Here is a 25,861-nt window from a genome sequence, read left to right on the forward strand (position 1 = left end):
GGCGAGCGTGTTGTGGGCGCTGCTGCGTGACGGACGGACCTTCACCCCCACCCCGCCGGTCACGCACACGGCTTGACTCCATCATTGAGACTCCTTGCCTGCGCAGCGTCGGCGTCGGGGGCGGGGCGGGGGGAGGCCCCGGAGGAGCACGTCTCGGCGGTACGGGCGGGAAGGGGTGTACGGGCGGGAACAGGGGTACGGGCGGGGGGTGCGGGTGCGTACGGCCGCGGGCTCTTCCCGCGGACCGTATCGCCTCATCCCACGCATCACGGGCATTGAGCGCCCAACGCCCCCGAAGGTGCCCCTACTGCCTCGCGGCCCGCCGCACCGGCGGGCTACTGCACCGCCGCCGACTGCGGCCGGATCGGCAGCCGGCTCACCGGCCGCCCCGTCGCCGCCCGCACCGCCGCCGCGATCGCCGCGGGCGACGTCACCACCGGCGCCGCGCTCGCCGCCTTCGCGCCGAACGGCGCCACCACGTCCCGCTCCTCGATCAGCTTCACGATCCGCACGTCGGGCGCGTCGAGCGCCGTCGGCAGCGGGTAGCCGGTGAGGTCGGGGTGGCGGACGATGCCCTTGTTCGTCCGGAGGTTCTCCATCAGCGCCGCGCCCACGCCCTGCGTGACGCCCGCCTCGATCCGGGCCGCGAGCTGCCGCGGGTTGAGCACCTTGCCGACGTCCTGCGCGACGGCCATCTCCACCACCCGCACCGCGCCCAGCTCCACGTCCACGTCCACCACCGCGCGCACCGCGCAGAAGGCCATGCCCACGAACGCGTCGCCCTGCCCGTTCGCGTCCAGCGGCTCCGTCGGGTGCGGGCGGCACTGCGCCGTGGCCCACAGCTCCTTGCCCTCCAGCGCCTCCGCGACCGTCGTCGACAGCACGCCGTCGTACGACGTGATCTTGCCGTCGGCGATCGTCAGCAGCTCCGCGGACATGCCGAACTTCTGCGCCAGCGGCTGCAGCAGTTGGGTGCGGACCATCTTCGCGGCCCGCTCCACCGCGCCGCCCGAGACCCAGGTGTGCCGCCCGTGGCAGGCGGGCCCGGCGGCGGGCTGGTCGGTGTCGACGGGCGCGGTGTGCACCTCGTCGACGCCGAGGACTTCCTGCACGATCTGCCGGGCCAGGGTGGCGAAGCCCTGGCCGGTCTCGACGGCCGCGCAGATGACGGTGGCGACGCCGCCGCTGACGCGGACGGTCGCGGTGGCCACCTCGTCGGCGCCCTCGGCGCCCAGCATGTGCACCATGCCCAGCCCGTAGCCCACGCCCCGGCGCACGACGCCCGGCTCGCCCGCGCCCTCGGGGCCGCCGGGCAGCAGCGTCCCCTCCGCGGGCGGCAGCGGCGCTTCGCGTACGGCGGTGAGGAGTTCGGCGACGGGTGCGGGGCAGGTGACGGTCTGGCCGGTGGGCAGCAGGTCGCCGGTGGCCATCACGTTGCGCGCGCGCAGCTCGGCGGGGTCCATGCCGAGGGCGGCGGCGAGCTTGTCCATCTGCCCCTCGTACGCGGCGCAGACCTGCATGGCGCCCTCGCCGCGGACGTGGCCCGAGGGCGGGTTGTTCGTACGGACCACCCAGCCGTCGACGAACGCGTGCGGGACGACGTACGGGCCGCAGGAGAACGACACCGCGGCGGCCAGCGCGTCGGCCGAGGTGTCGGCGTAGGCGCCGCCGTCCATCAGGATCTGCGCCTCGACCTTGACGAGCTTGCCGCGGGCGTCGGCGTGGTGCCGGTAGCGCAGCAGGGTGGGGTGGCGGTGGGCGTGGCCGAGGAACGACTCCTCGCGGGTGGCGAGGAGCTTCACGGGCGAGCCGGTGCGCAGCGCCAGCAGCCCGAGGGGCAACTGCATGGAGCCGTCCTCGCGGTCGCCGGTGGCGCCGGGGACGCCGGTGACGACGACCTTGACCCGGTCCGCCGCCAGGCCCAGGCAGGCGGACACCTGGTCGCGTACGGAGTGGGGGTCGGTGGCCGCCGCGTAGATCTCCACGCCGCCGTCGGGGCGCGGCACGGCGAGACCGGCCTCGGCCCCGATGGGCGCGGGGTCCTGCCGGCCGATGCGGTACATGCCCTCGACGACGACCTCGCCGGCGGCCTGCGGGTCGCCGTAGCGCAGCGGGATGTGCCGGATCAGGTTCCCGTCGGGGTGCAGCGGCTCGGCCTCGAAGGCGGCCTGCGGATCGGTGACGGGGTCGAGCAGTTCGTACTCGACGGCGATGGCGGCCGCGGCCAGCCGCGCGGTGTCGGGGTGGTCGGCGGCGACGGCGGCGACGGGCTCGCCGTGGTGCCGTACGACGTCGTGCGCGAAGACGGGCCGGTCCCGTACGCCCCGGCCGTGGTCGGCGGCGTCGGGCAGGTCGCGGTGGGTGACGACGACGCGGACGCCGGGCATGGTCTCGGCGGCGGAGGTGTCGACGGAGACGATCCGCGCGTGCGCGTGCGGGGAGCGGTGCAGCGCGGCCCAGAGGAGGCCCTCGGCCCACAGGTCCGCGGCGTACGGGAACGTGCCCTCGGTCTTGGCGACGAGGTCCGTGGCGGGGAGCGAGGCCCCGATCCCGTGCGCCTCGGGGCCGCCCGGGGGAATGGCGGTCGTGGCCGTGTGCTCCGGGGAGGGGGTCACCGGGGGCCTCCCTCGTGGGGGTTCGGGGGGCGGGGCGGGGGCATGCGCACGGTGTCGGGCGCGGGGTGGGCGCCGCCTTCGCCCGGGCCCGCCTGCTGCGGGATACGGGCGCGCTGGGCCCGGTCGGCGTCGTCCTCGGTGTCCGGGGCGCGGCGGCCCGCGATGACCTCCTGGACGGCGTCGAGCACGGCGCGGTAGCCGGTGCAGCGGCACAGGTTGCCGCTGAGCGCCTGGCGGGCCTCCAGGTCGCTCGGCGAGTGGTTGCCCTCCAGCAGGTCGTGCACCGTCATCGCCAGGCCCGGCACGCAGAACCCGCACTGCACCGCGCCCGACGCGGCCAGCGCGCGCTGCACGTCGGAGTGCACGCCCTGGTCGGCCAGGCCCTCGACGGTGCGGATCTCGGCGCCCGCGGCCGTGGCCGCCGGCACCAGGCACGCCGCCACGAGCCGGCCGTCGACCTTCACCGAACACGCGCCGCACTCGCCCTGCGAGCAGCCGTCCTTGGCGCCGGCGAGACCCAGCCGCTCGCGCAGCACGTAGAGCAGGGACTCCCCGATCCACGCGCCGGTCACCGGGCGGTCGGCGCCGTTGACGCGCAGCACGTAGGACGCGAGGGGGTGTTCGTCCGCCGCGAGGGCGGTGGCGGGGGCGGGCTCCGGCCCGGTCCCGGCAGGGTCCTCCTCCACCGCCGGTTCCGCTGCGGGACTGGCCTCGCCGGTCTCCGGCGGCTGCGGTACGTCCGCCTCCGGCGCGGCGTGCTCGCGGGCGTCGCCGTCCGGCTGTACTTCGCCCGCGGAGCGGTCGTGCAGCGCGTACTCGCCGGAGTCCTCCGGCAGGTCGTCGGGCGCGGTCGGGATCGCCCAGCCGGGCGACGTGTCGCCGTCCCGCGGTACCGGGCGCCAGGCGCTGATCTGTCCCTCGGCGGGGGGTCCTTCGCCGTCGGCGGGGTGCTGCGCGGGGCCCGGGGGGACGTCGCCGTACGGTCCTTCGCCGGTGTCCGCGTGCGCGGCGCCGGGCCACGTGCCCGCACCCGGGTCCTGGTCCGCGGGGTAGGCCGGATCCGCCCACCGCCGCGCGCCGGGGCCGGCGTCCTGCTGCAGTCCGTACGCGCCCTGCCCGCCGGACTGCGCGTCCGGTACGTACCCTCCCCCACCGGCTACGCCCTCACTGGCGGGGGGACCCCCATTGGCCGCCGCGCGCCGGGTCTCCGCCACCGCGCGCATGCCGGCCTGCCCGAAGCCTCCGGCCCCGGACCGCCGGGGGCGGGCCTGGCCGTCGCCGTGCGGGTCGCCGTGGGTCCCGTCGTGGGCTCCCTCGTACGCCCCGTCGTGGTCTCCGCCGTGGCCGGGCCCGGCCGCTTCCGGTCCGTACCCGTACGCCTCGCCGTGCCCGTAGGTCTCCGGCGCCTCCTGGGCCGTCTGCCCGCTCAGCCCCTCCGGGATCTGGAACTGCCCGGTCTGCCCCGGGTCCGTCGCCGGAACCGCTATCGGCGGCGGCACGTACCCGTGCCCCGGCGCCGCCAGCGGCACGCCCGCGTCGGCCTCGGGGAACGCCTCCGGCGGCAACTGCACGAACGCCGTGGCGTCCGGATCGCCGTCCGCACCCTGCGGCATCGGCTGCCAGCCCCCGGTGCCGTACTGCGGCTGCTGGTCGTCCACGTGGTCCCGGCTCACGACAGCGCCCTCCCCAGTGCCCGGCGGGCCAGCGCCGACACCGTACGCCGCAGGTGCAGCGCCGCCGCCGGCAGCCGCGGCGGCTCCTCGCCCTCCGCGGCGGGCGGCGGGTCGGGGATGCACGCGGCGGCGACGTAATCGCCGAAGGCGGCCAGCGCCTCCGGGGGCAGCCCGCGGTGGCCGTCCCAGTCCATCAGGCCCGCGACCCACTGCTCGGCCTCCATCGGCCGCAGCGGCGCGGGCGCGACCGCGCCGACGGCGCACCGCACCGAGCGGCGCGCCGGGTCGAGCACCAACGCGACCGAGGCGACCGCGCGCCCGGGCCCCGTACGCCCGGTGGCCTTGAGGAACACCTGCGGCGCGTGCAGCAGCGGCGCCCGTACGAACGCGATCAGCTCGCCTGTGCGCAGCATCTCCACGCCCGCGAGCAGGTGGCTGACCGGGATCTCGCGGTGCCCGCCCGCGGGTTCCGCGATCAGCACGGTGGCGTCGAGCGCGGCCAGCACCGGCAGCGCGTCGCCGGTGCGGTCCGCGGAGGCGATGTTGCCGCCGAGGGTGCCCGCGTTGCGCACCTGCGGCGGGCCCGCGGCGCGCGCGGCGGCGGCGAGCGCGGGGATGAGCGCGGCGAAGTCGGGCCGCCCGATGCGCGCGTGGGTCAGGCCGCTGCCCAGGAGGGCGGCGCCGTCCTGGTAGTGCCAGCCGCGCAGCTCGCTGATCCTGCCGAGGCCGACGAGCGCGGAGGGGCGCAGCAGGCCCGCGTTGACGGCCGCCATGAGGTCGGTCCCGCCGGCGACGGGCACGGCGGCGGGCACGGCGACGAGCGCCGCGACCGCTTCGTCGAGCGATTCCGGCAGCACCACCGTCGGTGCGGCCTGCGGTGCATGAGTGGTCAACCCGGCTGCCCCTTCCGCAGTGTCCCCCAGGAGTTCCGGCCGTTCCGCCGTACGGTACGGGCTCCCGGCCGGGACGTGGCAACTCTGGCACATCCGTCACGGTCCGGGGCCGCCTCCGGCGGCGCGGAAGAACACGAGCGTACCCCGCTCGGCGCCCAACTCGCGGGCCCGGATGGGGACCTGCTCCACACCACGTGGGGATTGTCACTCTTCGGGGAGGCTTGTACTACTTCCGGGGCAGCCGTCGAGGCTCACACGATCGGGGGCGGTCCTTCGATCGGGCGTCCGAGCACTCCGGGGCGCCGCTGCCACGGCCGCGGGCCGCCGGGCGGGCGGTAGTCGACGCCGAGGGCGTCGAGGCGCGCGTAGTGCTCCTCCATGCGGGCCGCGAAGCCGGCGAAGTCCCGCTCGACGGAAGGCGGCAGGGCGGACCAGGCGACCTCGGCGAAGGCGGCGAGCCGCGGGTAGACCTGGTAGTCGAAGCGCTGCGGGCTCTCCAGCACCTCGCTCCAGACGTTGGCCTGGGTGCCGATGACGTGCTCCGCGGCCGGGCCCTCGAGCTGCGGCGGCACGGGCTCGAAGCGGTAGACGTCCTCGAGGGTACGCACCTGGGCGATCGGCACCGGCTCGTCCGGGGCGCCCGATTCGCGGTAGTTGAGGTAGACCTGCTGCTCCGGGCACATGACGACGTCGTGTCCCGCACGCGCCGCGGCGATGCCGCCGGCGTAGCCGCGCCACGAGGAGACGGTGGCGCCGTCGGCGAGGCCGCCTTCGAGGATCTCGTCCCAGCCGATGAGGCGGCGGCCGCGGTCGGCGAGCCAGCGGTCGAAGTGCCGGATGAACCACGACTGCAGCTCGTCCTCGTCGGCCAGGCCGAGTTCGCGGATGCGGGCCTGGGCGGCCGGCGAGGACTTCCACTGGTGCTTGGGGCACTCGTCGCCGCCGACGTGCACGAACGTCGACGGGAAGATGTCCAGCACCTCCTCGAACACGCCCTCGTAGAAGCGCAGCACCTCCTCCGTGGGCGCGAGGACGTTCTCCGAGACGCCCCAGTCGCCCCACACGTCGAGCGCCGCGGTGTCCACGACGTCGGTGTTGCCGAGCCAGGGGTAGGCGTGGATGGCGGCCTGCGAGTGGCCGGGGATGTCGATCTCGGGGACGACGGTGATGTGCCTTGCGGCGGCGTACGCGACGATCTCGCGGAGGTCGTCCTGGGTGTAGAAGCCGCCGTGCGGACGCTCGTCCCAGATGTCGGAGGCACGATGGCCGACCTTGGTGCGCGGGCGCCAGGAGGCGTCCTCGGTGAGCTTGGGGTGGCGCTTGACCTCGATGCGCCAGCCCTGGTCGTCGGTGAGGTGGAAGTGCAGCACGTTGAGCTTGTGCGCGGCCATCAGGTCGAGGTGGCGCAGCACCTCGCGCTTGGTGAGGAAGTGCCGGGAGACGTCGAGCATGAAGCCGCGCCAGCCGAACCGCGGCGCGTCCTCGACCCGGCAGTGCGGCAGCTCCCAGGTGCGCTCGCCGAGGGGGGCGGTGCGGTACGCCTGCGGGCCGAGGAGCTGGCGCAGGGTCTGCGCGCCCCAGAAGAGCCCGGCGGGGCCGCCGCCGGTGAGGCGTACGCCGCCGGGGCCGACCTCCAGCCGGTACGCCTCGGCGCCGGCCGCGCCCGCGGGGCGCCCGGCGAGGGCGAGCGCGGGGTCGACGGCGAGGCGGATGACGCCGGGGCCCTCCACGGTACCGGCGGCGTCCGCGACCGGGTCTCCGAGGGCGAGCGGCAGCCCGGTGGCCGCACCGAGCTCGGCGCGCAGCCACCGGGCGACGCCGTCGGCCCCCTCGCCTGCGGCGAGGACGGTGCCCTGGCCCAGGGCGAAGGTCGCGGTGTCGCTGGTGCGCGCGGCGCTGCGGGGCGCGGGGATGAGATCCATGGATCTCATCCTGCCCCAGGACGGCGATTTGGACTAGACCATTCCGGCCGCGACCCGGGGCCGCGGCCGGGGAGCAGCTACTTCTTCTTGCCGCCGTCCTTGCCGCCGTCCTTGCCGCCCTTGCCGCCGCCGGCGCCCATGGACTCGTAGATCTCCTTGCACATGGGGCAGACGGGGTACTTCTTCGGATCGCGCCCCGGGACCCACACCTTGCCGCAGAGCGCCACGACGGGGGTACCGTCGAGCGCGCTGGCCATGATCTTGTCCTTCTGGACGTAGTGGGCGAAGCGCTCGTGGTCGCCGTCGCCGTGCGACACCTCCGGCGTCGGTTCGACGAGGGTGCCGGTGCCGGTTCCGCGTTCGGGCTCGGGGAGAGGAGTGCTCATGGTGGCCAAGGGTACCGACGGCACCGCGGATCAGTTCAGGCTCGGGTCGTCCGGATATGTCGCGACCATCGCCAGCTCGCTGCGCTGCCGCCGCAGCACCGCCCGCCACAGGCCCTCCGGCGCGGGCGAGGACACGTCGCCGGGCTCGGACTCCACGACGTACCACGCGCCGTCGTCCAGCTCCTCCTCCAACTGCCCGGGACCCCACCCCGCGTACCCCGCGAAGATCCGCAGCGTGCCCAGCTCGGCCGCCAGCAGCTCGGGCGGGGCGTCCAGGTCCACCAGCCCGATGGCGCCGTGCACCCGGCGCCAGCCGAGCGGCCCCTCGCCGCCTGGTGCGCCGCCCTTGTCGCCGGGGACGACGGCGAGGCCGAGCGCGGAGTCGAGGGAGACCGGGCCGCCCTGGAAGACCACGCCGGGATCGCCGGCGAGATCGGCCCAGTCCTGCAGCACGTCGCCGACGCCGACGGGGGTCGGCCGGTTGAGCACGACGCCGAGCGACCCCTCGTCGTCGTGGTCGAGCAGGAGCACCACGGTCCGGGTGAAGTTCGGATCGGTCAGGGCCGGCGTCGCGACCAGCAACCGGCCCGTGAGGGATGACACCTCCGTCATGCGGACATGATCCCGCAGTTACGGGCGCGTGGGGAGCGGACGGCCGAGGAATACGGCAATGCGCGCACGCACGCCCCCCGCGGACCGGCCCCGGCCGCCCCTCGCGACCCAGGGGGTCCGCACGGGCGCGGTTCGGGGCGCGCGCCCCACCGGGACCCCGGAGCCTGCACGCCCGCGCCCGCCGGCTCCGCGCCCCGGAGCGCCGGACACGGGCGTCGAGGGGGCGGGGGGGCTGCCCCCGGTCCCGCCCCTTCCCGGAGGCGGGGGCTCCGCCCCCGGGCCCCCGCCGCGCACGTCCGCGCGAACCTCGGGGCTCCGCCCCCGAACCCCGCCGGGGGCTTCGCCCCCGATCCCCCGGCCCGGGCCGGCCGCACCCGGCCCCGCGCTCCCGCCCGCGGGGCTCCGCCCCCCTCCCCCGACCACCGCCCTCACGGGCTCCGCCCCAGGCCCCGGGCACGGCGCCCTCTCGCGCAGGCGCACCCCGGCCTGCGGGCCCGCCCTGAACCTCCTTCCCCGGACCGTGGCCCGGCGGCCGGGGAGCCGCCCGGCGGGAGTCCGCTCCCGGATCCGCTGTCCAGCGCGCTTCCCGCCGCGCCGCGGGCTCGTACTCGCCATCCGCGCGCCGACCCGCCCCGCCATCGAACGCCCGCGGCACTCACCGCTCACCGGGACCCGCCGGGCTCAGCCGACCGCCGAACCCAGGGACGCGTCCCCGCCCTGCGCCCTGCCCCGCCCCGGGGCCTCGCCGCTCACCGCCCCGTCACCCTGCGCGCCCGGGCGCCGTACGCAGCGTCCCCCGGCTTCTGCCCGGCGAATCTGTAGCGAATTCATGACGTTCGCCGCCCCGCCCCGGCCCGGGGGAAGGGGGTGGGCGGGGCATTAGCATTTCTGTCTGTCCCAGTCCGTCTCCAGGATCGCGAGCCCCATGACAGCTCCTGACAGCGCCGATGTCCTCCTCGTCCACGGCGGTACGCCCCTCCGGGGCGAGATCCACGTCCGCGGGGCCAAGAACCTCGTGCCCAAGGCGATGGTCGCCGCGCTGCTCGGCAGTTCCCCCAGCCGGCTGCGCAACGTCCCGGACATCCGCGACGTGCGGGTGGTGCGCGGCCTGCTCCAGCTCCACGGCGTGACCGTGGGTCCCGGCGACGAGCCCGGTGAGCTGGTGCTCGACCCGACGCACGTCGAGAGCGCGCACGTCGCCGACATCGACGCGCACGCCGGCTCGTCCCGTATCCCGATCCTCTTCTGCGGCCCCCTGCTGCACCGCCTCGGCCACGCCTTCATCCCCGGCCTCGGCGGCTGCGACATCGGCGGCCGGCCCATCGACTTCCACTTCGACGTGCTGCGCCAGTTCGGTGCCCGGATCGACAAGCGCGCCGACGGGCAGTACCTGGAGGCGCCGCAGCGGCTGCGCGGCACGAAGATCCGGCTGCCCTACCCCTCCGTGGGGGCCACCGAGCAGGTGCTGCTGACGGCCGTGCTGGCCGAGGGCGTCACCGAGCTGTCCAACGCGGCCGTCGAGCCGGAGATCGAGGACCTCATCTGCGTACTGCAGAAGATGGGCGCGATCATCGCGATGGACACCGACAGGACCATCCGCATCACCGGGGTGGACCAGCTCGGCGGCTACGCCCACCGCGCCCTGCCGGACCGTCTTGAGGCCGCCTCCTGGGCGTCCGCGGCGCTGGCGACCGAGGGCGACGTCTTCGTGCGCGGCGCGCTGCAGCGCTCGATGATGACGTTCCTCAACACCTTCCGGAAGGTCGGCGGCGCCTTCGACATCGGCGACGAGGGCATCCGCTTCTGGCACCCCGGCGGCCCGCTGAACGCCATCGCGCTGGAGACCGACGTCCACCCCGGCTTCCAGACCGACTGGCAGCAGCCGCTGGTCGTCGCCCTCACACAGGCGTCGGGGCTGTCGATCGTGCACGAGACGGTGTACGAGTCCCGCCTCGGCTTCACCTCCGCGCTCAACCAGATGGGCGCGCACATCCAGCTCTACCGCGAGTGCCTGGGCGGCACCCCCTGCCGCTTCGGGCAGCGCAACTTCCTGCACTCCGCGGTCGTCTCGGGACCGACCAAGCTGGAGGGCGCCGACCTGGTCATCCCGGACCTGCGCGGCGGCTTCTCGTACCTCATCGCGGCACTGGCGGCCCAGGGCACCTCGCGGGTGCACGGCATCGACCTGATCAACCGCGGCTACGAGAACTTCATGCAGAAGCTCGCGGACCTCGGCGCCCGCGCGGAGCTGCCGGACGTCCCGGCCGCCGCCGCGGCCGGCTGAGCACCGGCCGCCCCCGTCCGCGTACGCGCACCGCGTACCGAAGGAGGGCGGCCGGACAGGCGGAGGGCGGCCGCCCCCGCTGGGTCCGGCCGCCCTCCTTCTTCGGTCTGCGGGCCTTACTTGCCCTTCGCCGCTTCCTTGAGCTTCGAGCCGGCCGTGACCTTCACGCTGTAGCCAGCGGGAATCTGGATCGGCTCGCCGGTCTGCGGGTTGCGGGCGGAGCGCGCCTTGCGGTGGGTGCGCTCGAAGGTCAGGAAGCCGGGGATGGTGATCCTCTCGTCGCCCTTGCTGACGACCTCCCCGGCGACCTCGGCGAGGGCGGCCACCACGGCGTCGGCGTCCTTGCGGGTCACCTCGGCGCGCTCTGCGATCGCGGCCACCAGCTCACTGCGGTTCATATCTGTCTCCCGTGTTTTCTTGCCATTGAGGCGTGAGATCAAAGCCGATGCTGCCAGGACCCGCTGACAGTCCCCGTAACCGGGTCCCGTGACAGCGCCTCGCGCCCGACTACGCATCCTGCCCTCACCTGCGGCGGAAACGCCAATCCGGCGCCCTGGCGCGTCGTGCACCGCAGCCCGTCCATCCGCACACTTATGACGTACGCGCGGCCCGAAAGCCAGCCGACGCGCCGGGGCCCGGCCCGTTCCCACGCGGGGTGCAGGCGCGGTTACGGCCCGGTGGTGGGCGGCTCCGTCACGCCCGCGGCCTGGGCGGCGTCGCGGACGGCGTCGGCGACCGTGGGGGCCACCCGGTCGTTGAAGACGCTCGGGATGATGTAGTTCGGGTTGAGTTCGTCACCCTGGACGACGTCGGCGATGGCGCGGGCCGCGGCGATCATCATCTCGGAGTTGACGGTCCGCGAGTGCGCGTCGAGCAGGCCGCGGAAGACGCCGGGGAAGACGAGCACGTTGTTGATCTGGTTGGGGAAGTCGCTGCGCCCGGTGGCGACGACGGCGGCGTGCTCGCGGGCGGCGGCCGGGTCGACCTCGGGGTCGGGGTTGGCCAGCGCGAAGACGATCGCGTCGGACGCCATGGCGGCCACGTCGTCGCCGTCGATGACGTCGGGGGCGGAGACGCCGATGAAGACGTCCGCGCCGCGCACGGCGTCCTTGAGGGTGCCGGTGAGGCCGTCGCGGTTGGTGTTCTCCGCGATCCAGCGCAGCGCGCTGCCGGGCGGGGCGTCCACCAGGTCGGCGCGGCCCGAGTGGACGACGCCGTTGATGTCGGCGACGACGGCGTGCTTGGCGCCGGCGTCGATCAGCAGCTTGAGGATCGCCGTGCCGGCGGCGCCGGCCCCGGACATCACCACGCGCACGTCCGCCAGCTCCTTGCCGACCACCCGCAGCGCGTTGGTGAGCGCGGCGAGCACGACGATGGCGGTGCCGTGCTGGTCGTCGTGGAAGACGGGGATGTCCAGCGCCTCGCGCAGCCGCGCCTCGATCTCGAAGCAGCGGGGGGCGGAGATGTCCTCCAGGTTGATGCCGGCGAAGCCGGGCGCGATGGCCTTGACGATCTCCACGATGGCGTCGGTGTCCTGGGTGTCCAGGCAGAGCGGCCAGGCGTCGATGCTCGCGAACCGCTTGAAGAGCGCCGCCTTGCCCTCCATCACCGGCAGCGCGGCCTTGGGCCCGATGTTGCCCAGGCCCAGGACGGCGGAGCCGTCGGTGACGACGGCGACGCTGTTGCGCTTGATGGTCAGCCGGCGGGCGTCCTCGGGGTTCTCGGCGATCTGCATGCAGACGCGGGCGACGCCGGGGGTGTAGATCATCGACAGGTCGTCGCGGTTGCGGATCGGGTGCTTCGACTGCATCTCGATCTTGCCGCCGAGGTGCATGAGGAACGTACGGTCGGAGACCTTGCCGACGACGACGCCCTCGATGCCGCGGAGCTTTTCGACGATGGAGCGCGCGTGGTCGGTCGAGGCGGCGGCGATGGTGACGTCGATGCGCAGCCGCTCGTGTCCTGAGGCGGTGACGTCGAGGCCGGTGACGCTGCCGCCGGAGGACTCGACGGCGGAGGTGAGCTGGCTGACGGCGTTGCCCCCCGCGGGGACCTCCAGCCGGACCGTGTTCGAGTAGGAGACGCTTGGCGCCGTTGCCATGGCCGTGTGTTCCCTCTTGTGTGGTGAAGCCACGGGGCGCGACACGCCCCGCTGCGGATCGGATCGATGGTCGCACCTACTGGGCGGTATCCGGAAACCCTCCGGAAGGCGGAATTGTTTTTCCGCGGAACGGGATCGGGGGGAGGCGGGCCGGGACCGGGCCGGAGAAGGCCGCGGGCCGGGGGCGCGGCTGCTGCCGCACACCCGGCCCCTACAAGCCTGGTGGCACCGACCCGCCAGCTCGCCTCGCGGCAAGTGGGCGCTCGAAGCGCCGATGGTTGGGCCCGGGGGCATGGATCGGGCCGGTGCCACACTCAGGCTAACAAACCCTCCCCGTAAGGCCATTCCCGTCCCGGCGGCCCCGGTGGCGCCTTCTCACGGTCGCAGCAGGTCGGGGACGCCGTCGGCGTCCGGCAGATCGGGTGCCGTGGCGACGACCGTCAGCCGCTGCGTCGCCCGGGTGAGGGCCACGTACAGCACCCGCAGGCCCGCGGGCGACTCGTCGGCCATCTCCGCGGGCGAGAGCACCACCGTCGCGTCGTACTCCAGGCCCTTGGCCTCCAGGCTGCCCAGCACCACCACGCGCTCCCCCAGCTCCGTCAGCCGGCCGCGGGCCTCCTCGCGGCGGCCCATGGGCACCACGACGCCCACCGTGCCGTCCACGTCCGCCAGCAGCCGCCGGACCTCCGCGCGCACCGTGTCGTACGGATCAGCCCCCGCCGCCGCGAACGCCGGCACCACCCCGGTCGACCGCACCGCCTCCGGCGGCTCGGTGCCGGGCATGGCCAGCGCCAGGACCCGGGAGGCGACCTCGGCGATCTCCGCCGGGTTGCGGTAGTTGACGGTCAGCGTGAAGCGCCGCCGCGGGCGGCTGCCCAGCGCCTCCGTGCGGGCCGCGGCCGCCTCGTCCGGGTCCGGCCACGAACTCTGCGCCGGGTCGCCGACGACCGTCCACGTCGCGTGCCGCCCGCGGCGGCCCACCATCCGCCACTGCATCGGCGTCAGGTCCTGCGCCTCGTCGACGATGACGTGCGCGTACTCCTGCCGCTCCTCGTCCCGGCGGCGCGCGACGGGCGCGGTGCGCTCCCCGTACGTCGTCAGCTCCTCCAGGCCCGTCAACTGGTCCAGCGGGTCCAGTTCCCGCGGCCTGGCCGGCTTCGCGGGCGCGCCGAGCAGCACCCGCAACTCGTCGAGCAGCGCCACGTCGTGCACGGTCAGCCCGTCGCGGGCCAGCGAGCGGGCGACGCCGCGGACCTCGCGGGGGTTCAGCACGCGCCGCGCGAAGCCCGCGAGCCGCCGCTCGTCGGCGAGCGCCGCGAGCACCGCGCGCGGCGTCAACTCCGGCCACCAGGCGTCGAGGAAGGCGAGGAAGTCGTCCTCGGTGGAGATGTCCTCGTCGAACCCCGCCCGCGCCTCCGCGGCCAGCTCCGGATCGTCGTAGCGCGGCCGGGCGCCGGACTTCTGCCACAGCGCGTCCAGCAGGAAGCGGCGGGCCCTGGCCCGCAGCAGGTTCACCGGCGCCGTACCGCCGAGGACCGCCTGCCTTACGCGCCGCAGGTCCCGCGCGTCCAGCTCCACCCGGGCGCCGAACGCGACCACCCGCAGCCGCTGCGGCACGTCGCCCGCCGTCAGCGCCCCGCGCGCCGCCCGGCGCAGCACCCGCACCATCCGCGCGGAGCCCTTGGCCCTCGCCACCCGCGGCTCGTCGTACAGCGTCGCCTCGGCGCCCTCGACGAGCGAGCCCACCGCGCGGATCGCGACCTGCCCCTCCTCGCCCAGCGACGGCAGCACGCCCTCGGTGTACGCGACGAGCAGCGGCGTCGGGCTGACGACGAGGATCCCGCCCGCGTACCGCCGCCGGTCCTGGTACAGCAGGTACGCGGCGCGGTGCAGCGCCACCGCCGTCTTGCCGGTGCCGGGGCCGCCCTCGACCTCCGTGACGGACGCGGCGGGGGCGCGGATGACGGTGTCCTGCTCGGCCTGGATGGAGGAGACGATGTCGCGCATCGCGTGCGTACGGGCCCGGCCGAGGGCCGCCATCAGCGCCCCGTCGCCGACGACGGGCAGCGCGGCGCCGGCGAGCGTCACCGACAGTTCGGGCCGCAGCAGGTCGTCCTCGACGCCGAGCACCTTCCGGCCCTTGGAGCGGATCACGCGGCGGCGCACGACCCGGCCGGGGGCGACGGGGGTGGCGCGGTAGAAGGGCGCGGCGGCGGGGGCGCGCCAGTCGATGACCAGCGGGGCGTAGTCGGCGTCGAGGACGCCGAGGCGGCCGATGTGCAGGGTCTCCGCGATACGGGCGCGCTGTTCGCCGCCGTCGCCGTCGCCGGTGCCGACGGCGGTCACGGCGTCGTCCGCGGGCTCGACGGAGGTGTACGCACCGTCGGGGCCGCGGACGCCGTCCTTGCCGGGCAGGAGGTCGATGCGGCCGAAGAGGAAGTCCTCGAACTCGCTGTTCAGCCGGTTGAGATGGACGCCGGCGCGGAAGACCTGCGCGTCGCGCTCGGCGAGCGCGCCGGGGGTGCCGACCTGGCCGCGCTTGGCGGCGTCGCTCATGAGGAACTCCGCCTCGTGGATCTTTTCCTCGAGGCGGTCGTACACGCGGTCCAGATGTTCCTGCTCGGCCTGGATCTCGCGATCCCGGACGGAGTCCGGGGCGGTGATGTGCGCGGTCACCCGCGGCCCCCTTCGTGCGGACAAGGCAGCCGTTCATCTTACCTCTCGTGCGCGGGTGATCGGAGGTCAGCCCAGGTCGGCGGGGGTGTGGGAGCGGAGAGGGCCGGACCGGTCGCGGCGGCTCGCAGCACGGAGGCCGCGCTGGAGCCGACGGGTGTGAGGGCACCGGCCCGGCGGCCGGGTGCGGTGGGGTGTGGAACGGACGGGTGACCGGAGGTCGGCCCAGGCCGGCGGGGGTGTGGGGCGCGTCAGCCGACCTCGGCCGGGACGATCACCAGCCTGTCGCCCTCCGACGTGACCACCTCGAAGTGGTCGATGTCGTCCGGGGACATGCTCGTGCCGCCCGACGTCCGCAGGCTGTTACCGCCGCCCTGGCCGCTCGCACCCGCGTTTCTGCCGTTGCCGGCGCCGTAGCCGTCCGCCGGGACGCCCCAGCTCGTGACCGTCTCGTGCGAGCCGTCCTTGCCCACGGCCTGGAGATCGCAGCGGCGCGGGCCGCTCACCCCGCGCAGATCCAGGTCCACGCTGGTGCCCCAGGTCACCGGGCGCATGCTGATCCTGGCCTCCACGCCCGTCTCCGGGTCCACGGCCCGTACCTCCTGCCCCGACACGTCCGCGCGGCGCTGCTCCGCGGCCGGCTCGTCGCCGGCCAGCACCACCGCCGTCACCACCGGCGCCGCGACCGCCACCACCGCCGCCGCCGTCACCGCGACGACCAGCCGGCGGCGCACCCGGCGCTGCCGGGCCCTTACCGCCGTCAGCTCCGTCAGCAGCCGGTCGAGCGCGCCGGGCGGCGGCTCCTGCGGCGGCGGTACGTCCGCCAGCATGTCGGCGACCGGCACCAGCTCCGCCAGTGCCGCGGCGCACCGCTCGCAGCCGGCGAGATGCTCCTCGAACCGCTCCGCCTCGTCGTGCTCCAGCGCGCCGATCGCGTACGCCCCGACGTCCGGATGCCGTTGTCCGGTCACGGCACCACTCCCCGTTCCTCCAGCGACAGCCGCAGCGAGCGCAGCGCGTAGAACACCCGTGAGCGCACCGTTCCCGCCGGTACGCCCAGCACCTCCGCCGCCTCGTTCGCCGTCCGGCCCTTGAAGTACGTCTCCACCAGCGCGGCGCGGTGGGCGGGCGTCAGGTCGGCGAGCGCGTCGGAGATCGTCATCAGCCGCAGCACCCGGTCGGTGTCGTCGGCGGCCGGGACGCTCTCCAGCGGCGCGGGGTCCGTCTCGCGCGGGCGCGCCTGCCTGCTGCGGTGCCCGTCGATCACTATCCGGCGGGCCACGGTGACCAGCCAGGGCCGCACGGAGCCGTCCGCGGCCGCCAGTTCGTCGGCGTGCCGCCAGGCGCGCAGCAGCGTCTCCTGTACGACGTCCTCCGCCCGGTGCCGGTCCCCGGCGACCAGGCGCAGCACGAAGCCGAACAGCGGGCCCGCGTGCTCGCGGTAGAGGACCCGCATCAACTCCTCGTCGGGAGTCGGCTTCGAGCGCTGCGCTGCCACCACGGCATCGTCCCGCATCCCTCACCTCCGGGTCGAGGAGTACGGGGATGGCCGCCGCGGCGTTCAACGGCCGCCCGCGCGGATGCGTTATGGCTGGATCTCGGCGTATTTGTCGTCCGCGGGCGGGTCGAGGGACAGCCGGTAGCCGCGCTTGACGACGGTCTGGATGAGCTTGGGCACCCCCAGCGCCGTACGCAGCCGGGTCATCGCCGTCTCCACCGCGTGCTCGTCGCTGCCCGCGCCCGGCAGCGCGCGCAGCAGCTCCGCGCGGGAGACGACCCAGCCGGGGCGGTGCGCCAGGGCGCGCAGCAGCGACATGCCGGCCGGGGGCACGGGGCGCAGCGCGCCGTTGATGATCACGGCGTGGCCGCGGATCTCCATGCGGTGGCCGGCCACCGGCAGTGTCCGTACGCGGCCGGGGAGTTCGAGGGCGACGAGCTGGACGAGCGGCCCGAGGCGGTAGCGCTCCGGCTGGGCGGTCGGCACGTCGTGCCGCTCCAGCGGCAGCGCCGTGAGCGGCCCGACGCAGGCGGGGAGCACGTCGTGGCGCAGGGCGTCGAGGACCTCGTCGCGGCAGTGCCGGGCGGCCGCCCGGTCCAGGAAGCTCGCGGCGGCCGGGGCGCTGGTGAACGTCACGGCGTCCACGCCGCGGGCGGCGACCGCCTCCAGCAGCCGGTCCAGCGGGGCGGGGTCCTCGGGCGGCATCCAGCGGTAGACCGGTACGACGATGACCTCCGCCCCCGCGGCCCGAAGCGATTCGACGAACCCCGGCAGCGGCTCGCCGTGCTGCTGGAGCGCCACCCGCCGGCCCTCGGCGCCCTCGGCGAGCAGCCGTTCCAGCACCTCCGCCATCGACTCCGACGCCGGCGACCACGACTCGGTCAGCCCCGCCGCCCGGATCGCGCCGCGCACCTTCGGCCCGCGCGCCAGCAGTTCGACGCCCGCGAGCCTGTCGAGCAGCGCGTCGCCGAGGCCCCAGCCGCCGGCGGCCTCGACCCAGCCCCGGAAGCCGATGGCGGTGGTGGCGAGGACGACGTCGGGGGGGTTGCCGATGAGCGCCTTGGTGGTGTTGAGCAGTTCGTCGTCGTCGTGCAGGGGCACGATCCGCAGCGCGGGCGCGCGGTGCACGACCGCGCCGCGGCGGGCCAGCAGCGTGCTCAGCTCGTCCGCGCGGCGGGCGGCCGTGACCCCGACGGAGAAGCCCTCCAGGGGTTTGACCTCGGCGGGTACGGTCATGGTTCGCTGCTCCCCGGTCGGTGCCGTTCGTGCCGTTCGTGCCGTTCCGTGGTGCTCCGTTCACACCCCCGCGTAGGCGGGCTGCCGCGGCTCCGGGCCGTCCGCGCCTTCGGCGCGCGCCGCGGGCGTGCGCGGCCCGCGCAGGTACACCACCCACGTCACCACGAAGCACACAGCGTAGAAGACGAGGAACGCCACGCAGGCGGCCGTGCCGTTGCCGTTGGCGAGGAAGGACTGCCGGAAGGCGAGGTTGATGCCGAGCCCGCCGAGCGCCCCGACCGCACCGATGAGCCCGATCGCGGCGCCGGACAGCCGCCGCGCGTACGCGTTGGCCTGCTCGCCGCGCAGCCCGAGGGCGATCGCCTTGGCCTGGTAGATGCCGGGGATCATCTTGTACGTGGAGCCGTTGCCGAGCCCGGAGAAGAGGAACAGCCCGACGAAGCCCACGAGATAGACGGGCAGCGACTCCCGTACGGACGCGAAGACGACGACGGCCGTCGCGCCGGCCATCGCGGCGAAGTTCCACAGCGTGATCCGCGCCCCGCCGTACCGGTCCGCCAGCCACCCGCCGACCGGCCGGATCACCGACCCGAGCAGCGGCCCGATGAACGTCACGGACGCGGCCTGCAGCGGGGTGCGGTCGAACTGGGTCTGCAGCACGAGACCGAAGGCGAAGCTGTAGCCGATGAACGAGCCGAAGGTGCCCACGTACAGAAACGACATGATCCACGTGTGCGCGTCCCTGACCGACTCCTTCGCCGCCCCGGTGTCGTTCCGTACCGGCGCCAGATTGTCCATCCGCCACCACGCGAGCCCCGCGGCGACCACGATCAGCGGCATGTAGACCCCGAGCAGCACGCGGGGCCGCCCATCGCCCGCGACGGCGATGACGAGCAGCGCGGCGAGCTGGATGACGGGCACCCCGATGTTGCCGCCGCCGGCGTTGAGCCCGAGGGCCCAGCCCTTGCGGTGCAGCGGGAAGAAGGCGTTGATGTTCGTCATCGAGGAGGCGAAGTTGCCCCCGCCGACCCCGGCGAGCGCGGCGACCAGCAAGAAAGTGCCATACGACGTCCCGGGCTCCATCACGGCGAACGCGGCGGCGGTCGGCAGCAGCAGCATCAGCGCGCTGAACACCGTCCAGTTGCGGCCGCCGAAGCGCGCGACGGCGAAGGTGTACGGCACCCGCACACAGGCGCCGACGAGGGTTGCGACGGAGACGAGGAAGAACTTCCCGGCGGCGTCGATGCCGTACTCGTCGCCCATGAAGAGGACCAGGACGGAGAAGAGAGTCCAGATGGAGAAGCCGATGTGCTCGGAGAAGACGGAGTAGAGGAGGTTGCGGTTGGCGGTCTTCTCGCCCCTCTCCGCCCAGAACGCCTCGTCCTCGGGATCCCACTCCTCGATCCAGCGCTTCCCCTTGCGCGCGGTCTGCCCGGAGCCGGTCATCGCAGCCGTCCCTGCCCTTCGTCGGCGGGCCGCCGCCCGCGGGCGGGGCGGCGGATCTGGTTCAGGGTGACCGTAGGGACGGTGGGTTTCCACCCTGTGTTGACAAGTGACGCACGCGCAACCTTGCCCTCACTCAAGGGGGACTTGACAGGTGAGGAAAAGGCGTTTCCGGCGGTGGGAGCCTCGCCGCGGGGGCGGGGGCCCGGGGTTCGCCGGGTTCACGCGGACGTAACACGCGCCGCCGCGGCGGGCGCGCCCACCCGGCCGGAGCAGCCGATTCCGGCCCGGGACCTGGGCCTTGAACCTACGGCGCAATGCCGTGGCGGCTGCCGCCCCGGGCCGGGGATGCTCTGCTGCGAACCGGTCACGGGAGGTGGCCGGCCGGAGGGCCCGCGGGCCCGGGACACCATGGGGGAATCGATGGGAAAGCGTTCAATCGCCGCCGTCGGCGCGGCCGCAGTCGCCATGACGCTGTGGAGCGGCAGCGCCGCCCAGGCGCACGACCAGTCCTGGGGCTGGCGGGCCTGCGGCTCGGCTACCTGCAGAACTGCGGCACCGCCTACGTCACCAACAGCCACCGGACGCTGACCGTTTGCGACGAGGAGGCGGACGGGCTGGGGTTCTGGACGGCATTCAAGCGCTCCGACGGCGGGACCGGGACCATCAAGGACCCGAACGGCTCCGCCGCCGGCTGCGGCAGCGGCACGGCTCCGTCCGGCGTGAAGATCACGCAGGTCAGGCTCATCCAGCACCTGGGCGACGGCGTCACCGTCTACCTGGGTGACTGGCGCACCGTGAGCTGAGCGTGCCGCGACCGGGGTGCCGGTCTGCACACCGGCACCCCGGGACGCCCGGCCACGTCCGGGGCCCTGCTTCGAGGAGTCCGGCTCACGGCCCGTCTCCCGGCTGCCACCGGCCCGGGTGCCCGGGCCCGAGCGCCAGGTTCCGCCGCGCCGCCGCGTAGTACGCCTCCCGCGCCACCCGCTGCTCCCCGACCAGGGCCGACCACGCACCGGGATCGCGGGTCCCGTCCCGTACGAACCGCTCCATCGCCGCGACCGCCTCCGCCCACGCCCGGCCCGCCTCGACCACCCCGGGCGAGCCGAGCAACAGCATCTCCTCCCAGGCCAGATCGCGGGCCTGCGACGCATCGCCCAGCCGGGGAGCGGCTTCCCGCGGCGGCAGCGGATGGGGGTTGGCGTCGTTGCCGAAGTGGGCGCCGACGCGGAACAGCAGGCTGACGGCCGGCTTCACGGCGAGGGCGTAGCCCTGGTACGCGGCGAGGCGCCGCTCCTCCCAGCGCACGACGCGCTCGCGCCGGAACCGCACCCGCTCGCCGTGCATGACGGCGACGTACGACCCGAGCGCCCCGATCACCACCCCGGCCAGGGCGGGCAACTGCGCCGCGAACTCCCCCACGCCCGCACCGTACCGGCCCGGCCGGAAGCTCGCCCGCGGTCCGCGCCGGCTCACGCCCGCCCGCTCGCGCTCCCGCCCGCAGAACAGGCTCAGCCGGGGAGCCGGCCTCCACGCGTGCGGCGAATCCCGTACCCCGGCGCCCGGAAGAAGTTCCGCGGGACCTGCAACCCGGGGCGGGGCCGCACGTCTTGTGGGATGAGGGCGCTTTCGGACCGCGGCACGAGCGGACCGGGCACCGGCCCCGGTCGCGGCCGTCGAAGCGCATCGCATCGAGTTCGGGAGGCAATCTTGGGTACTGCCATGCGGCGGACGACCTTCGCACGCGGACGCGCCATCGGGATGGTGGCCGGCCTGGTGGCCACCGCGGTGGCGGCCGGCGGGGCTCCGGCGACCGCGACGGCCGGCGGGAGCGGTGCCCCGGAATGGGAACCGACCAGCGTGCCGGCCCCGGACGCGATCCTCGCGGACGTGGCCGGGGGCACCAGGGCGTGGGGCGTGGGCTATTCCCTGGCAGCCGACGGCGCCCACACGTTCGAGCCCCACGCGTTCCGGTGGAGTGACGGCAGGTGGTCGGAGAACCGCACCGGCGGACTTCCCGCCGGCTCCCGCCTCGACGGCGTCGACACCGCCGGCGGAGACACCTGGGCGGTCGGGCAGCGGCAGTTCACCGACCCGGACAGGGGCGACACGGCCGAGGCGGTGGCGGCGCGGTGGCAGGGCACGAGGTGGGAAACGGCCCGGCTGCCCCTCCCGCCGGATCCCTTCACCGAGCTCCGGAGCATCGACGTCCTGCCCGGCGGGCAGGCGTGGGCAGTGGGCCAGCGAGCCGGTTACGAACCCGACTCGGTACGCGGCCTCGTCCTGCACTACGACGGGAACCGCTGGACGTCCGTTCCCGCTCCCGAAGGCGTCGGCTACATCAGCGATGTCAGGGCCGCCGGAGAGGACAGTGTCTGGATCACCGCCGACGACCGGGTCGGCCACTGGAACGGGACCGCCTGGACGAGCAGGAGGTTCCCGGAGGCAGCCGGCGAGCGCATGAGCCTCAGCGCCCTCACCGGATCCGGCGACGGCAAACTGTGGGCGGTGGGCTACGTCCAGGAGGACAGCGGCGTCCGCAAGCCCGTCGCCTTCCGCTTCGACGGACGCGCGTGGACGGGCGTACCGATGCCGGAGAGCGAGGGCGAAGCCGAACTGGCGGACGTCGCGATCACCGGAGCGGACCGCGCCATTGCCGTGGGCTCCGCCTCGGACGGCGGACCACGCGGGTTCTACGCCCTCGACCTGTCCCCGGGCGGCGCCCGGAAGGCCCCCGTGCCGGGCCAGGACGCCGGCACGGACGGCAGCCTCACGGGCATCCACGCCTCCCCGGCGGGACTGTGGACGGTCGGATTCACGAACGACGGCGGGGCGGCCTACCTGCCCGTGGCCGCCCGCAAGCCGTCGCAGGAGCCGGAGGAGGAGACGCCGGGGCCGGCAGAGGAGACCCCCGCACCGGCTCGGTGAGTGTGGTGTCACGGAAGGCGGCCGGGTGATGTCCGGCGCCCCGGCCCCGGTGTTCAGGAGGGTCACGATGTCAGCGACGTCGGCCGCGGGCCCCGCCCGCCGCCGCGCCGGAGGGCTGCGCCGGCGGTGGGAGCGGCTGCTGCGGGGCCGGCCGGAGCAGGAGTTCCCGTCACCGCCGGGCGCATGGCGGGCGGCGGCTTCCCGGGCGGACGCGGAGCCGGGAATCGCCGCGCTCTACCACCACCGCCGGCTGGAGCTCGTACGCCTCGCGCTCCTCCTCGTCGACGATCTGCCCACAGCGGAGGACGTCGTTCAGGACGCCTTCGCGGCGCTCATCCGCAGGCACGGCCCGCGGTTGCGGGGGGTGGAGGACCCGGCGGCCTACGTGCGTACGAGCGTGGTGAACGGGGCGCGTTCCGTGCTGCGGCGCCGCAGGACCGCCCGCGCGTACACGCCGGAGCGGGAGGGACACGTCCCGCCCGCCGACGAGGACGTCCTGCTCGGCGAGGAGCACCGCGAAGTGCTGGCCGCGCTGCGCCGGCTCACCCTCCGCCAGCGCGAGGTGCTCGTCCTGCGCTACTGGTCCGGCCTCACCGAGGTGGAGATCGCCCGCGTCCTCGGCCTCTCGCGCGGCGCGGTCAAGTCCACGGCGAGCCGGGCGCTGGACGCCCTGAGCCGGCAGTTGGGGGTGTCCCGGTGAGCGGAGCGAGCGGACGGAGCCCCGATTCCTCGCGGGAGTTGCTCGAATCCCGGCTGCGGGCCGCCCTGGACGCGCGGGCCAGGGAGGTCGGCTGGGGCGATCTGCGGCAGGCCGCCCTGCCGGCAGAAGACGTGCGGCGGTGGGGCTTCCCGGCGCGCGCTGCCGTGGTGGTGCTGCTCGGGCTGGCAGCGGCGGTCGTGTGGGTCCTGCTGGCACACGGCACCCGGCAGCAGCCCGAGCCCGCCCGGCCCCCGGCCCCCTCGGTCACCCAACCGCCCACGGCCGTCCCGTCCCCCGAAAACCTCGAGCTGCCGGAGGGTTCGCGGACCGGGGGGCGATAGGCGCCGGCGCATCGGCGACCGGGCCGGCGGCCGGCGCCGCGTCCCGTACGCGAGGGGGCTTACGACGAGCGCTCCGGGCCGTACAGGACGCGGTCCGCCTCCGGGAGCCAGGCGCCGGGCGGGTGGTGGAGCCAGTCGTGCTCCCGGGCCAGCTTCCGGGCCGCCGTGCGCAGGGCGGTCAGGCCCGGGTGGGTCAGGCCCTGGCGCCAGGTCAGGGAGACCGGGGACAGCGGGACCGGGTCCGTGAGGGGGCGGAGGGTCATGGCCGCGATGGGGGCGAACTCCGTGGTGGCCAGGACCGACCAGCCGTGTCTGTGGACGAGCCGCACGAACTCCGCCTCGCCGTCGATCTCCGGGAACGGCGCCGCCAGGCGGATGCCGTGGGCGGCGAAGAGTTCGCGGGCCAGGTCCGTCCACTCCGCCGTCGCCGCGTTGCCGTCGGCCGCGTACAGGGTCTCGCCCGCCAGCGCCGCCAGGGGCACCCCGGGGCGGGCCGCCAGCGGGTGGGCGGAGGGCAGCAGCACCGCCATCGGCTCCAGCCGTACCAGCTCGTGCCGCAGGCCCGCCCGCGTTCCCGGGGCCAGCCCCGCCACCCGGCCGAACGACACGTCCAGCCGCCCCGCCGCGAGCTCCGCCGCCGCGCCCGTCAGCCCGCTGTGGAACCGGGCGACCAGCTCCAGTTCCGGCGCCGCCGCGCGGGCCGCGTCCAGGACCCGCTGGCCCGTGCTGTAGCGGGCGCCGACGTCGACGAGCAGCGGGCGGGTCCGCGGGTCCGCCGCGGCGGCCAGGTCGTCGTACGCGGCGAGCACCCGGCGGGCGTACGGCAGCAGCCGCTCGCCCTCCACGGTCAGCCGCACCTGGCGGGTGGTGCGCACGAACAGCTCCGCGCCCAGCTCCCGTTCGAGCCTGCGGATGTCGCGGCTCAGTGCCTGCTGCGCGACGTAGAGTCCGCCCGCGGCGCGGGTGAAGTGCAGCGTCTCGGCGACCGCCGCGAAGGCGCGCAGCAGCCGCGGCTCGGCGTCCCGGGGTGCGGTCGGCATCAGGCCATTTCACAACGGACGCGCGTGAATGGCCAGCGATCAGGTGTTGGACCCGCGCGGGCGCCTGCGGCCAGCCTTTCCCGCATGTCCCCCCTACGCTCGCCGCGGCACCTCCTCGGCCCCTACCGGCTACTCTTCGCCGTCCCCGGCGCCCGCGCGTTCACCGCGGGCAACCTCGTCGCCCGGCTGCCCATGGGCATGTTCTCCGTCAGCGCCGTCATCATGATCGCCGAGCGCTACGGCTCGTACGCCCTCGCCGGCGCCGTCCCCGCCGCCGGGCTCGCGGTCACCGCCGTCGTCGGGCCGCTCACCGCCCGGCTCGTCGACCGGCGCGGCCAGGCCCGTATCGCCGTGCCCGCGGCGGCGATCGCCGCGTGCGGCTCGCTGCTGCTCGCGCTCTGCGTCCACCTCCGCGCCCCGGCGTGGACGCTCTTCGCCGCCTACGTCCTCACCGCCACCACCCCCAACACCGGCGGCATGTCCCGCGCCCGCTGGGCCCACGCCTTCCGCGGCCCGGGACCCGGCACCCCCGGCGACGCCGCCGCCCTGCACACCGCCAACTCCTTCGAGCAGGCCGCCGACGAACTCTGCTTCATGACGGGCCCCGTCCTCGCCGCCCTCCTGTGCACCACCGTCTTCCCCGAGGCGGGCACGGTCACCGGCGCCGTGCTGCTGATGAGCGGCATCCTCCTCTTCGCCGCCCAGCGCGCCACCGAGCCCCCGCCCCGGCCGCGCGCGCCGGGCGAGCGGGCACGGTCACCGCTGCGGCGGCCCGGGTTCCCGCCGCTGCTGGCGGCGTTCGGCTGCGCGGGGGCCGTGTTCGGGTCGATGGAGGTGGTCACGATCGCGTACGCGGACCGCCTCGGCCGGCCGGCGGCGGCGGGCGGCATCCTCGCGCTGCTGGCCGCGGGCTCCTGCCTGGCGGGCCTGGTCTACGGGGCGCGGCGGCCGGGCTACGCGGACTCCGCCGCGGGCCCGGGGAGTCCCCAGGCCGCGGAGAAGCCGGTCACGGGGGCGCCGGAGGCCGCGCACACCTCTGCCGCGGGTGCGTCCCCCGCCGGTACGCCCGCCCCCGAAGCCCTCTTCCTCCGCTGCGTCCTCGCCATGGCCGCCCTCATGCTCCTCCCCCTCCTCGCCGCCGCCACCGGCCGCCTCGTCCTCCTCGCCCCCGCCCTCCTCCTCGCCGGCATGGCCACCGCCCCGACGATGATCACCGGCATGTCCCTCGTCCAGGCCCGCACCCCCGCCGGCCGCCTCAACGAGGGCATGACCCTCGCCGTCACCGCACTCCTCGCCGGCATCGCGGCCGGGTCCGCCACCGGCGGCTGGGCCGCGGGCGGTTGGGCCGCCGGTACGCCCGCCGCCGCGTACGCCGTGCCCCTCGCCGCCGCCACCGCCGCCGCACTCGCCGCCACCGGGCTCAACGCCACCCGCCGCCCCGCGGCCTGAAGCGGATCCTCGGCCGCCGCGTATTCCCAGGCGGTCTGCTACATTCCGTTGGCTGCGCTGGGCGCAA

The 25,861-nt window shown here is 75.3% G+C and carries 21 protein-coding genes; 6 read left to right on the plus strand and 15 right to left on the minus strand.

Annotated elements, in window-relative coordinates; all coding sequences use genetic code 11:
* Positions 1 to 335 precede the first annotated feature (335 nt).
* From ACFYVJ_RS30065 to ACFYVJ_RS30090, 6 genes are all read right to left on the minus strand, one after another.
* On the minus strand, positions 336 to 2,615 hold the full coding sequence (locus ACFYVJ_RS30065; protein ID WP_388898087.1) for a xanthine dehydrogenase family protein molybdopterin-binding subunit: 2,280 nt from the start codon (positions 2,613 to 2,615) through the stop codon (positions 336 to 338).
* Positions 2,612 to 4,288: a 2Fe-2S iron-sulfur cluster-binding protein gene (locus ACFYVJ_RS30070; protein ID WP_388898090.1), complete on the minus strand. Its 1,677-nt coding sequence runs from the start codon at positions 4,286 to 4,288 to the stop codon at positions 2,612 to 2,614. Before ACFYVJ_RS30070 ends, ACFYVJ_RS30065 begins: the two co-directional genes overlap by 4 nt.
* Positions 4,285 to 5,181, minus strand: a complete 897-nt coding sequence (locus ACFYVJ_RS30075; protein ID WP_388898092.1) for an FAD binding domain-containing protein — start codon at positions 5,179 to 5,181, stop codon at positions 4,285 to 4,287. Before ACFYVJ_RS30075 ends, ACFYVJ_RS30070 begins: the two co-directional genes overlap by 4 nt.
* Positions 5,182 to 5,432: 251 nt before the next feature.
* Complete coding sequence (locus tag ACFYVJ_RS30080; protein ID WP_388898095.1) at positions 5,433 to 7,103, minus strand: beta-N-acetylhexosaminidase; 1,671 nt, start codon at positions 7,101 to 7,103, stop codon at positions 5,433 to 5,435.
* 77 nt (positions 7,104 to 7,180) lie between these two features.
* The gene (locus ACFYVJ_RS30085) at positions 7,181 to 7,489 is read right to left on the minus strand and encodes a DUF3039 domain-containing protein (RefSeq protein WP_388898098.1); all 309 of its coding nucleotides are present in this window, start codon (positions 7,487 to 7,489) and stop codon (positions 7,181 to 7,183) included.
* A 30-nt stretch (positions 7,490 to 7,519) separates the two neighbouring features.
* The gene (locus ACFYVJ_RS30090) at positions 7,520 to 8,101 is read right to left on the minus strand and encodes a YqgE/AlgH family protein (protein ID WP_388898101.1); all 582 of its coding nucleotides are present in this window, start codon (positions 8,099 to 8,101) and stop codon (positions 7,520 to 7,522) included.
* 925 nt (positions 8,102 to 9,026) lie between these two features.
* On the opposite strand from ACFYVJ_RS30090, the gene murA reads away from it, so the two are divergent.
* Positions 9,027 to 10,385, plus strand: a complete 1,359-nt coding sequence (gene murA / locus ACFYVJ_RS30095; RefSeq protein WP_388898104.1) for a UDP-N-acetylglucosamine 1-carboxyvinyltransferase — start codon at positions 9,027 to 9,029, stop codon at positions 10,383 to 10,385.
* A 116-nt stretch (positions 10,386 to 10,501) separates the two neighbouring features.
* Here the strand turns inward: murA and ACFYVJ_RS30100 are convergent, their stop codons facing one another.
* The 7 genes from ACFYVJ_RS30100 to ACFYVJ_RS30130 form a co-directional block, all read right to left on the minus strand.
* A complete protein-coding gene (locus tag ACFYVJ_RS30100; protein ID WP_027741684.1) occupies positions 10,502 to 10,783 on the minus strand; it encodes an HU family DNA-binding protein in 282 nt (93 codons plus the stop codon).
* A 269-nt stretch (positions 10,784 to 11,052) separates the two neighbouring features.
* Entirely contained in the window at positions 11,053 to 12,486 is a 1,434-nt protein-coding gene (locus ACFYVJ_RS30105; RefSeq protein ID WP_388898108.1) for an NAD-dependent malic enzyme, read from the minus strand.
* A gap of 375 nt (positions 12,487 to 12,861) precedes the next feature.
* Positions 12,862 to 15,162 (minus strand): HelD family protein, encoded by a 2,301-nt coding sequence (locus ACFYVJ_RS30110; RefSeq protein WP_388898111.1) that lies wholly within the window; start codon positions 15,160 to 15,162, stop codon positions 12,862 to 12,864.
* 248 nt (positions 15,163 to 15,410) lie between these two features.
* On the minus strand, positions 15,411 to 16,130 hold the full coding sequence (locus tag ACFYVJ_RS30115; protein ID WP_388898114.1) for a zf-HC2 domain-containing protein: 720 nt from the start codon (positions 16,128 to 16,130) through the stop codon (positions 15,411 to 15,413).
* Complete coding sequence (locus ACFYVJ_RS30120; protein ID WP_181790006.1) at positions 16,127 to 16,675, minus strand: sigma-70 family RNA polymerase sigma factor; 549 nt, start codon at positions 16,673 to 16,675, stop codon at positions 16,127 to 16,129. The genes ACFYVJ_RS30115 and ACFYVJ_RS30120 overlap by 4 nt, the downstream gene beginning before the upstream one ends.
* 69 nt (positions 16,676 to 16,744) lie before the next feature.
* Positions 16,745 to 17,893, minus strand: coding sequence for a uroporphyrinogen-III synthase (locus tag ACFYVJ_RS30125; RefSeq protein ID WP_388898117.1), 1,149 nt, complete (start codon positions 17,891 to 17,893; stop codon positions 16,745 to 16,747).
* Between the two features lie 60 nt (positions 17,894 to 17,953).
* Positions 17,954 to 19,339, minus strand: coding sequence for a nitrate/nitrite transporter (locus ACFYVJ_RS30130; protein ID WP_388898120.1), 1,386 nt, complete (start codon positions 19,337 to 19,339; stop codon positions 17,954 to 17,956).
* 473 nt (positions 19,340 to 19,812) lie between these two features.
* Between ACFYVJ_RS30130 and ACFYVJ_RS30135 the strand changes: the two genes are divergently transcribed.
* Positions 19,813 to 20,142, plus strand: coding sequence for a hypothetical protein (locus ACFYVJ_RS30135; RefSeq protein ID WP_388898123.1), 330 nt, complete (start codon positions 19,813 to 19,815; stop codon positions 20,140 to 20,142).
* An 85-nt stretch (positions 20,143 to 20,227) separates the two neighbouring features.
* Here ACFYVJ_RS30135 and ACFYVJ_RS30140 read toward each other — a convergent pair whose 3' ends face one another.
* Positions 20,228 to 20,758, minus strand: coding sequence for a hypothetical protein (locus ACFYVJ_RS30140; protein WP_388898125.1), 531 nt, complete (start codon positions 20,756 to 20,758; stop codon positions 20,228 to 20,230).
* Positions 20,759 to 21,058: 300 nt separating this feature from the next.
* Between ACFYVJ_RS30140 and ACFYVJ_RS30145 the strand changes: the two genes are divergently transcribed.
* The 3 genes from ACFYVJ_RS30145 (at position 21,059) to ACFYVJ_RS30155 (ending at position 23,305) form a co-directional block, all read left to right on the plus strand.
* The gene (locus tag ACFYVJ_RS30145) at positions 21,059 to 22,264 is read left to right on the plus strand and encodes a hypothetical protein (protein ID WP_388898128.1); all 1,206 of its coding nucleotides are present in this window, start codon (positions 21,059 to 21,061) and stop codon (positions 22,262 to 22,264) included.
* Between the two features lie 67 nt (positions 22,265 to 22,331).
* Positions 22,332 to 22,964 (plus strand): RNA polymerase sigma factor, encoded by a 633-nt coding sequence (locus tag ACFYVJ_RS30150; protein ID WP_388898131.1) that lies wholly within the window; start codon positions 22,332 to 22,334, stop codon positions 22,962 to 22,964.
* Positions 22,961 to 23,305, plus strand: a complete 345-nt coding sequence (locus ACFYVJ_RS30155; protein WP_388898134.1) for a hypothetical protein — start codon at positions 22,961 to 22,963, stop codon at positions 23,303 to 23,305. Before ACFYVJ_RS30150 ends, ACFYVJ_RS30155 begins: the two co-directional genes overlap by 4 nt.
* A 59-nt stretch (positions 23,306 to 23,364) precedes the next feature.
* On the opposite strand, the gene ACFYVJ_RS30160 is transcribed toward ACFYVJ_RS30155, so the two are convergent.
* Complete coding sequence (locus ACFYVJ_RS30160; RefSeq protein WP_388898137.1) at positions 23,365 to 24,345, minus strand: LysR family transcriptional regulator; 981 nt, start codon at positions 24,343 to 24,345, stop codon at positions 23,365 to 23,367.
* Between the two features lie 84 nt (positions 24,346 to 24,429).
* Between ACFYVJ_RS30160 and ACFYVJ_RS30165 the strand changes: the two genes are divergently transcribed.
* Positions 24,430 to 25,794: an MFS transporter gene (locus tag ACFYVJ_RS30165; protein ID WP_388898139.1), complete on the plus strand. Its 1,365-nt coding sequence runs from the start codon at positions 24,430 to 24,432 to the stop codon at positions 25,792 to 25,794.
* The last annotated feature ends 67 nt before the right edge of the window (positions 25,795 to 25,861 follow it).

Source organism: Streptomyces sp. NPDC004134 (assembly GCF_042874195.1).
GTDB lineage: Bacteria > Actinomycetota > Actinomycetes > Streptomycetales > Streptomycetaceae > Streptomyces.